The organism is Pseudomonas sp. S36, from assembly GCF_016647875.1.
GTDB classification, from domain to species: Bacteria; Pseudomonadota; Gammaproteobacteria; order Pseudomonadales; family Pseudomonadaceae; genus Aquipseudomonas; species Aquipseudomonas parafulva.
Window position 1 is genome coordinate 166,984 of record NZ_JACVVG010000006.1, and the last position, 8,643, is coordinate 175,626.

An 8,643-nucleotide genomic window follows, 5' to 3' on the forward strand; every position below is an offset into this window, starting at 1 on the left:
GATTCTCGTCAAACAAAATGGGGGTTGGCCGGGCGTTGCAGGCCTAGATGCTCGCGCAGCGTCTTGCCTTGATAGTGGCGACGGAACAGGCCACGTCGCTGCAGTTCGGGCACCACGTGCAGGGCGAAGTCTTCGAGCCCCAACGGCAGGTGGGGGACCAGTACGTTGAAGCCATCGGCTGCGCTGCCTTCGAACCAGGCCTGCAGTTCATCGGCAATCTGCGACGGCGTGCCCACCACGCTGTGGTGCCCTCGCCCCCCGGCGATGCGCCGGCCCAGCTGCGCCAAGGTCAGTTGCTCGCTGCCGGCCAGCTCGGTCAGTAAAGCCTGGCGGCTTCGCTGGCCGTTGTCGGTGGGCGGCAGCGGTGGTAGCGGGCCGTCCAGCGGGTAGCCGGACAGGTCGAAGTTGCCCAGCATGCGCCCCAGCAGGCCCACCCCGACACGGGGGTCGACCAAGTCCTGAAACGCTTGGTACTTGTCTTCGGCTTGTGCCTGGCTTTGCCCCACTACCACGAACACACCGGGCATGATCTTAAGGGCGTTCGGATCACGCCCGTAACTGGCCAGTCGCCCTTTTACGTCGGCGTAGAACGCCCGCGCCTTTTCCAGGCTGGGCTGTGCAGTGAACACCACTTCGGCGCTCTGTGCCGCCAACGCGCGGCCGGCTTCCGAGGAACCCGCCTGGACCAGTACGGGCCGCCCCTGGGGCGAGCGGGCCACATTCAGCGGGCCTTTGACACGGAAGTGCTCACCGACGTGGTCGAGCGTGCGCACCGCATGGGGCGGGTGAAAGAGGCCGCTGGCTTTGTCACGCACGAAGGCATCGTCCGCCCAGCTGTCCCACAAGCCTTGTACTACCTGCTGGAATTCACGGGCACGGGCGTAGCGCTCGGCGTGCGAAATGTGCGCATCAAGGCCGAAGTTACCGGCCTCGGCGGCCGCGTCAGAGGTCACCAGGTTCCACCCGGCACGCCCCGCAGACAGGTGGTCCAGCGAAGCGAATTTACGTGCCACATGGTACGGCTCGTTGTAACTGGTGGTGGCGGTTGCGATCAGCCCGATGCGCTCGGTGACCGCGCTGAGCGCCGACAGCAGGGTCAACGGTTCGAAATACACCGAGCGGGCGCTCAGACTCGCCCAGGGTTCGGCGGGCGCCGCCACGCTGTCGGCCACGAACAGGGCGTCGAAGCACGCCGCTTCGGCGATCTGCGCCGTGCGCCGGTAGATGGCAAAGTCCAGCGGGTCCGCCGGCACCTCCGGGTGGCGCCAGGCGGCAATGTGGTGCCCGGTAGCCATCAGAAACGCGCCCAGGCTCATTTGACGGGACATGGGGTTCTCCTTCAATACACAAATACGGCAGCCGCAGGCTCAGAAGTCCTTGCGCAGTTGCACGCCGAAGTAGCGCCCGTCGTCCCGGGGCACCGAGCGGTAGATGTAGTCACCGCCACTGGACAGCATCTGCGCGTACGACGTGTCGCCCAGGTTCTTGCCCAGCAGCGCCACGCGCCAGCCGGCGTTGTAGTCGGCCAGGGCGACGCTGGCATTCCAGATGCCATACGCGCCCTGGACCGTGTCCGGGTTCTGGTCGAGGCTGAACTGCACGGCGTCCTGCCAGCTGTAATCACTGCTCAGTTCCACGTCCAGGCCGTTGTCCAGCGGGATCACGTAGTCAGCCCGCAGGTAGGTTTTCCAGTCCGGGGTGAACGGCAGGTGGCCGCCGTCGATATTGCAGTTGGCGGCTGCCCCTGGCGGGCAGTTGAAGTGATCGACGCGCGCCTTGGTGTAGGCCACGGCGGCCGACAGTTTCAGGCGCGAGGTGGCCTGCAGGCTGGCATCCAGTTCTACGCCCTGGGTCTTGACCTTGCCGGCGTTGACCAGCCGGGTGACCACCTGGTTGGCCACGGTGTCGAAGAAGTTCGCCTGGTAGTTGTCGTAATCGGTGTGGAAGACGGCCAGGTTGGCGGTGAGGCGATTGTCCAGCGCCGTGCTCTTCAGGCCGATCTCGTAGGCGTCGGAGGTTTCGGGCTTGAGCGCCTGGGTGTCACGCGGCTGCATGTTGAAGAACACGTTGTAGGCCGGGCCTTTGTAGCCCCGGGAATAGGTGACATAGCCGGTCAGGTTGTCGTTGAAATCGTACTGCAGCCCGGTCCGCCCGCTCCAGCCGTCCGCGTCCACTGACCCTTTGCTGGCGGTAGAGGGCTGGATACCGGTCACAGCGGTGGCCGAGGTGGACACGCGGCGGTGATCATAGTCGAGGTCATCGTGGGTCCAGCGCAGCCCGAAGATGGCGCGCAAGTCGTGGGTGAAGTTGAAGGTGTTCTCGCCGAACAGCGCCACGCTGTCGTTGCGGGTGGCGTAATCGGCGCGGCCGAGGTTGGCGATGCCGCCATTCACCGACAGGCGCTGGTAGGTTTCCTGCGACTTGCCGTGCATGTAGAAGGCGCCCAGTACATATTCGTTGAACTGGCCCTTGGGCGAGGTCAGGCGAAATTCCTGGCTGTACTGGTCGTAATCGACCGTGCCCTTGTCATGGGAGGCGGTCAGCGGCAGCAAGGCGCGCCGGTCACCGTCCTGGTACTGGGTGTTGTTCCAGCCCCGCCAGGCACTGATCGAGGTCAGGGTGAAGTCGCCCAGTTGCCAGTCCAGTTGCGCAGACAAGCCCTGGTTTTCGTCTTCGACGTGGGTCTTGAAGTCGCTGTTGATGTCACGGTTGTGAGCACTGGCGGTCACCGGCCGTAACTGGCTGGCAAAGGCGTTGCCCGCACGGGTGACCACACCGCTGGGCAGGGTATCTTCGCCTTTCATGTAGTCCGCGATCAGGGTAAGGCGCAGCGCCTCGTCCGGCTCGAATTCAAGCTTGCCGCGTGCCCCCTTGCGTGTGTAGCCATTGACGCGGTGGCCGTTGGCAACATTGTCCACGTTGCCGTCATAGCCGCCCCACAACGTGCTCAGCGAGCCCTTCAGGTGCTCATCGAAGCGCCCGCCAATGCCGAAGCGCAGGCGGTTCTCGTCGCCCCCACCAAAATGAGCGTAATCCACATACCCTTGGGTCTGCTCCGGGATGGCCTTGCTGATCACATTGAGTACGCCGGCCGATGCGTTTTTGCCGAACAGTGTGCCCTGCGGGCCACGCAGCACTTCGATACGTTCGAGGTCAAGCAGGTCGAGGGTAGATTGGCCGGGGCGGCCGAACACCACGCCATCGACCACTGTGGCGACCGTGGGCTCTACACCGGGTGAGGTCGAAATGGTGCCCACGCCACGGATGAACAGCGAAGTATCCTTGTTGGAAGCGCCGGCCCGGTAGTTGAGGGTGGGTACCTGCTGCACGATGCTGGCGACGTTGTTGCGGTTATCCCGCTCCAGTTGCTCGCCCTCCACTACCGAAACGGCCACCGGCACCTTTTGCAGGGGTGCCTCACGGCGGGTGGCTGTAACCGTGACGGCCCCCAGCGCAGTAGGCTGCACAGCCTCTTCTGCCTGGGCGCCCTGCCCTATGGCAGCCAGCAGCACAGCCGTAGCCAGGGGTTTGCGTGGGGGTTTGAAAGAAGACCGATTGCGGCTTTTCTGCATGATGCACACTGCCCTGATAAACCAGACGAAAGAGAAGCTGTGGGTGTCTGGTCTCGCTCGTGCGAGTGGCAGGCGCTTGCCAACAGCAGCGCTTGTTAGCGCTAACAGAGCAAGTATCCAAGCGGCCTGCATAGCACGTCAAATACTGAAAAATACGCCATTTATGCCTTTTGGCTATTTGCTTCAAGCGCTCTGGTTAGCGCTAACATGGGCCCTCTCTTAGCCACAGTTGCCAGGGCGTCAGCGTGAACAAGCCCAATGAACCCACTCGAAAGCGCCGCGGTGCCGGGCGCGTCACGCTGGCGGACGTCGCCCGAGTGGCTAAGGTGTCGTCGATCACCGTCTCGCGGTACTTCAACCAGCCGGAACAGGTTTCCGAACCGCTGCGCGAGCGGATCCAAGCTGCCGTGCAGCAGATGGGCTATGTGCCAAATCGGGTGGCCGGCGGCCTCGCCTCCGCGCGCGGGCGCATCGTTGCCTTGGTCATCCCGAACATCTCCGGGCCGATTTTCGCCGATACCCTGCAAGCCTTCAGCGATACCCTGAGTACATTCGGCTACCAATTGCTGCTGGCCTCAAGCTACTTCAGCCAAGAGCAGGAAGAACAGGCGGTGCGGGCCTTTCTGGGATGGTCGCCAGCGGCACTGGTGGTCACCAGCCGTTACCACAGCCCCGCTACCGAAAAGATGCTGGCCGAAGCGGACGTACCCGTGGTTGAAATCTGGGATTACGTGCCCGAACGCCCTGCGCTGCAGGTGGGTTTTCGTCATTTCGAGGCGGGCCAACTGGCATGCCGCTGCTTGCTGGACAAAGGCTACCAGCGCATCGCATTCGTGCAGAACAGCGTCGCTGGCGACTTCAGCGCCCTGGAGCGGCGTGACGGGTATGCCCAGGTGCTGTTGGAAGCGGGCCTGGAGCCCTGGGTGTTCGTCCCGCCCGCTGACGCAGCGCCATTCGACGCCGGCCGCCAGGCGCTGGAAGCGCTGATGCGCCGCACTCCCGCCCCGGATGCGATCATGTTCGCCAATGACAACCTGGCCGCAGGCGCCCTGCTCGCAAGCCAGCGCGCCGGGCTGCGGGTACCCGAAGACGTGGCGGTCATGGGCTTTGGTGACTACGCCTTCGCGCAGATGCTGCTGCCCAGCCTGTCCACCGTGCGGCCACCCTCGCGAGAAATCGGTGTGGTGGCGGCGCAGCGGGTGTTGCAGCATCTGGGCGCCCTGACGGGCGAAGGCGATATACCACGCTTGAACCTGCTGACGTGCCAGCTGGTGGTGCGGGAGAGTATCTGAAGTCAACCTGGCCCGGACGGAAAATACCGAGTCGGACCTCAGTCCGTGGTTACCGGTTTGAAGCCCAAGCTGCGCATCAGGTCATGTGCGGCCTCGAAGAACATGGGTTTGAGACTGTCGGCATACTCTTCGGTCAAACGGCTTGCAGGCCCTGAAATGACCAGCGCACCCATGAGCTCCTGCTGCGCGCCGTAGATCGGCAAGGCCATGGAGGCAGCATGGGGATCCGTCGCACCTTTTGAGTAATAAGGCTTCTGCAGCGTGCTGCCAATTTGGTAAGTGGCACGCAGGGCCTGCGCCCCGGCCGCTTCATCCATGGGCCGCATATCCCCAGGTTGAAGATTCAGACGCAGGCGATGGGATGAGTTAACTCGGTACTGACACATCCGATAGGCGCCATGACGCACATAGAAAGACGCCGTTTCACCGGACTGCTCGGCCAGGTGGTGCAAGCGTGGCATCACGTGCCGTTCGAGGTCCAGCGCCTCCTGGTAAACAGCATTCAGACGCATGACCTCACTGGCCAGCTGGTAGCGCCCGTCGGCCATGCGGGTAATGAACCCGTGGTTTTCCAGTGAAACCATCAAACGCATGATCGTGCTCTTGATGAGGCCGGTACGCTCTACCAGCTCGACGAGGCTCAGCGCCGTGTCACCTATCTCGAATGCCGTCAGCACGGTCAAGACACGGTCTGCCGATGCCACCCCATTCACCGCTGGACGCGGCCGCGCTTTGACCATTTGCAGAACCTCACAGGATCGACGCCCCGGATCGAAGCCAGGGACTGGAAAAGGCCCATTATCCGTAAATGGTCGGCCAGCGCCAACGGAACAGAGCTCGCGACGTGGTTTTTAGAATCACATTTCCTAATAGCCAAAAGTTAAAGTCTTTACCTCCCAGTTTTTCACCAGAAATACGAGGTGGTATGAAATTTCGCTTCACGGATAGATAATTTATGAGCTATTTTGAAATTGCATTGCATTTAAAACCACAAAAACAATCGGACGCCTTTCGTCCTCCGGCCCTACAGGAGCGCTCATGAGCTTCTTTGCTGCCCCGCCTACGCTCGAAACCACGGTTTTCACTCGCCTGCCCGACCGTTTCCGCGATGTACGCCCTACCGCTTGGGCCAATGCCAACCGTCAAGGTCGCGCCATCGACTCTTTCCTGGAAGGCCCTTCGTTTGACCGCCAAGGCCGTCTGTACGTCACCGACATACCCAATGGGCGCATTTTCCGCATCTCTCACCAAGGCGAATGGGAGCTGGTGTGCCAGTACGATGGCTGGCCAAACGGCCTGAAGATCCACCAGGACGGCCGCATTTTCATCACCGATTACAAGCGCGGGATCATGGTGCTCGACCCGGAAACCGGGGCCATGGAAGCGCTGCTCGACTCGGCCGGTTCTGAAGGTTTCAAGGGCGTCAATGACCTGGTGTTTGCGCCCAACGGCGACCTGTACTTCACCGACCAGGGCCAGACCGGGCTCCAGGACGCCAGCGGCAGGGTGTACAAGCTCGATGCCAGCGGCAACCTCACCTGCCTGCTGGGCACCATCCCCAGCCCCAACGGCATCGTCTACGACCCCCACCTCAACCATTTGCTGGTAGCAGTTACCCGCGCCCAGCAAATCTGGCGGATCCCGCTGGGCAACGGTTCGATCATCGGCAAGGTCGGTGTTTTCGCACAACTGCACGGCGGCCTGGGTGGCCCCGACGGTTTGGCGCTGGATGCCCACAGCAACCTGTATATAGCCCACACCGGGTTTGGTTCTGTGTGGAAGCTCTCGAAGGTGGCCGAACCGCTGGAGCGCATTGTCTCCTGCGCCGGCATCAGCAATACCAACCTCGCCTTCGGCGGTGCCGACGGCCAGACCCTGTTTATCACCGAGTCCGAGACCGGCAGCATTCTACAGGTCAGGGCCAAAGTGCCAGGCCTTGCGATGTACTCGCACAGCTGAAAACGCCCAGCGTCACTGACAACAACTACAAGAAGATCAAACGACATGAACTACCAGACCACCAGCTCCGCACCTTTGAGTGAGGCAGAAGGCGAACGCCTGATGCGCCGCGTATTGTGGCGCCTGTTGCCGTTCATTTTCTGCTGCTATGTGATCAGCTACCTGGACCGCACGAACGTCGGCTTCGCCGCCCTTTCCATGAACCAGGACCTGGGCCTGACCGCTACGATGTTCGGCTGGGCGGCCGGGTTGTTCTTTTTCGGCTATTTCATCTTTGAGTTACCCAGCAACCTTCTGCTGCAGCGCTTCGGTGCACGGGTTTGGATCGCCCGCATCATGGTGACCTGGGGCCTGCTCTCGATGGCCACAGCGTTCGCCACCGGGCCCGTCAGCTTCAGTATTCTGCGCTTTCTGCTGGGCGTTGCCGAGGCAGGCTTCACGCCGGGCATCTACCTGTTCTTCACTTACTGGTTCCCGGGCAAGTGGCGCGCCAAGGCCACTGCCGCGTTCCTGCTGGGCATCCCCACGGCCAACATCATTGGCTCGCCGTTGTCCGGCTGGCTGATGCAGCAACACGATGTGATGGGTTTGAAAAACTGGCAACTGCTGCTGGTGACGGAGTCCCTGCCCGCTGTACTGCTGGGCATCGCTTGCCTGTGGGTGCTGGTGGACAACCCAGTCAAGGCCAAATGGCTCAGCGAGCGTGAAAAGCACTGGCTGAGCAACCGTATTACCCAAGAGCAGCAGTCGATTGGCGCCAGCCATGGCAGTACCTTGCGTTCGGCATTGACCAACCCGAAAGTGTTCACCCTGGCTGCGATCAACTTCTGCTGCATCGTGGGCTCGGTTGGCATCGGCATGTGGTTACCACAGATCATCAAAGGGCTGGGCATTTCGGCAAGCACGCTGGGCCTGGTAGTGGCGCTGCCCTACATCCTCGGCGCCATCGCCATGACCCTGTGGGCACGCCTGGCCAACCGCAGCGAGCAGCGGCTGCCCTACGTGGTCGCCGCGCTGTCCATGGCGGCTGTGGCCCTGGTGGTCGCGGCACTGGTCGCAGACCCGCTGGTCAAGATCGGTGCACTGTGCGTGGCGGTGGCCAGTATCTTGTCTTTCCAGGCAACGTTCTGGGCCATTCCCTCGACCTTCCTCACCGGCCGCGCCGCCGCAGGCGGCCTGGCGATGATTGTGTCGATTGGCAACCTGGGCGGGTTCACCGGCCCCTTCATGATCGGTGTGATCAAGGACGCGACCAACAGCTTCGTGATCCCGTTCTTCGCAGTGGCAGCCATACTGGTGGTGGGTATCATCCTCATGCTCTGGCTGGGCGACCCCGCCAAGCGGCAAGCCCCGCTGGGCCGCACCGCCTGACGGCCTAGCGGCGGCGCTGCATGCAGTATTGCCCCAGCAACCCAAGCACCAGCACCCCACCTGCGACCCCAAGGGTCGCAGGTGCACCAAACCGCGCAGCAATCAAACCTGCCGCCATGCCGCCCAAGGCCTCGAACCCAAAGCGCATGGCGATGTAGAAGGCAATGACCCGACCGCGCAAATGGCTCGGCGCCCCGCTTTGCAACTGCATGTTGGTACTGACGTTGCTCAGGGTGATACCGAACCCCAGCACTGCCAGTGCCACCAGCGCCTGCGGCAACTCTCCCGCCTGCCATAAGCCCAACAGGGCGACCGCACACGACAGCGCCCCGGCATGGGTAAAATGCTGCAGCCGGGGGATGGCCCCACCCACCGCCAATACCAGCGTGGCCAGGAATGCCCCCGCCCCAGCCCCCCCCCGCCCCCCGCCCGGCCCCGGGGGGAGGCCG

Annotated in this window: 7 protein-coding genes; 3 read left to right on the forward strand and 4 right to left on the reverse strand. The window is 62.7% G+C overall.

What is annotated here, in order from left to right; genetic code table 11:
• Positions 1 to 8: 8 nt before the first annotated feature.
• Positions 9 to 1,328, reverse strand: a complete 1,320-nt coding sequence (locus tag IAE36_RS05500) for an LLM class flavin-dependent oxidoreductase (RefSeq protein WP_201210912.1) — start codon at positions 1,326 to 1,328, stop codon at positions 9 to 11.
• Positions 1,329 to 1,367: 39 nt separating this feature from the next.
• Entirely contained in the window at positions 1,368 to 3,572 is a 2,205-nt protein-coding gene (locus IAE36_RS05505) for a TonB-dependent receptor (RefSeq protein WP_201210914.1), read from the reverse strand.
• Between the two features lie 245 nt (positions 3,573 to 3,817).
• Between IAE36_RS05505 and IAE36_RS05510 the strand changes: the two genes are divergently transcribed.
• Positions 3,818 to 4,864: a LacI family DNA-binding transcriptional regulator gene (locus tag IAE36_RS05510; RefSeq protein ID WP_201210916.1), complete on the forward strand. Its 1,047-nt coding sequence runs from the start codon at positions 3,818 to 3,820 to the stop codon at positions 4,862 to 4,864.
• Positions 4,865 to 4,902: 38 nt separating this feature from the next.
• Here the strand turns inward: IAE36_RS05510 and IAE36_RS05515 are convergent, their stop codons facing one another.
• Positions 4,903 to 5,604 (reverse strand): IclR family transcriptional regulator, encoded by a 702-nt coding sequence (locus IAE36_RS05515; RefSeq protein WP_082428261.1) that lies wholly within the window; start codon positions 5,602 to 5,604, stop codon positions 4,903 to 4,905.
• 298 nt (positions 5,605 to 5,902) lie between these two features.
• Between IAE36_RS05515 and IAE36_RS05520 the strand changes: the two genes are divergently transcribed.
• Positions 5,903 to 6,823: an SMP-30/gluconolactonase/LRE family protein gene (locus IAE36_RS05520; protein WP_201210918.1), complete on the forward strand. Its 921-nt coding sequence runs from the start codon at positions 5,903 to 5,905 to the stop codon at positions 6,821 to 6,823.
• A gap of 45 nt (positions 6,824 to 6,868) precedes the next feature.
• On the forward strand, positions 6,869 to 8,194 hold the full coding sequence (locus IAE36_RS05525) for an MFS transporter (RefSeq protein WP_201210920.1): 1,326 nt from the start codon (positions 6,869 to 6,871) through the stop codon (positions 8,192 to 8,194).
• A 4-nt stretch (positions 8,195 to 8,198) separates the two neighbouring features.
• Here IAE36_RS05525 and IAE36_RS05530 read toward each other — a convergent pair.
• Positions 8,199 to 8,643 (reverse strand): MFS transporter (locus IAE36_RS05530; protein ID WP_201210927.1); only part of this gene is annotated, 445 nt, incomplete at its 5' end.

What these genes read in the sequence shown, in the direction of transcription:
- IAE36_RS05500 (WP_201210912.1), bottom strand. Translation starts at nt 1,328, where the DNA reads ATGTCCCGTCAAATGAGCCTGGGCGCGTTTCTGATGGCTACCGGGCAC.
- IAE36_RS05505 (WP_201210914.1), bottom strand. Translation starts at nt 3,572, where the DNA reads ATGCAGAAAAGCCGCAATCGGTCTTCTTTCAAACCCCCACGCAAACCC.
- IAE36_RS05515 (WP_082428261.1), bottom strand. Translation starts at nt 5,604, where the DNA reads ATGGTCAAAGCGCGGCCGCGTCCAGCGGTGAATGGGGTGGCATCGGCA.
- IAE36_RS05520 (WP_201210918.1), top strand. Translation starts at nt 5,903, where the DNA reads ATGAGCTTCTTTGCTGCCCCGCCTACGCTCGAAACCACGGTTTTCACT.
- IAE36_RS05525 (WP_201210920.1), top strand. Translation starts at nt 6,869, where the DNA reads ATGAACTACCAGACCACCAGCTCCGCACCTTTGAGTGAGGCAGAAGGC.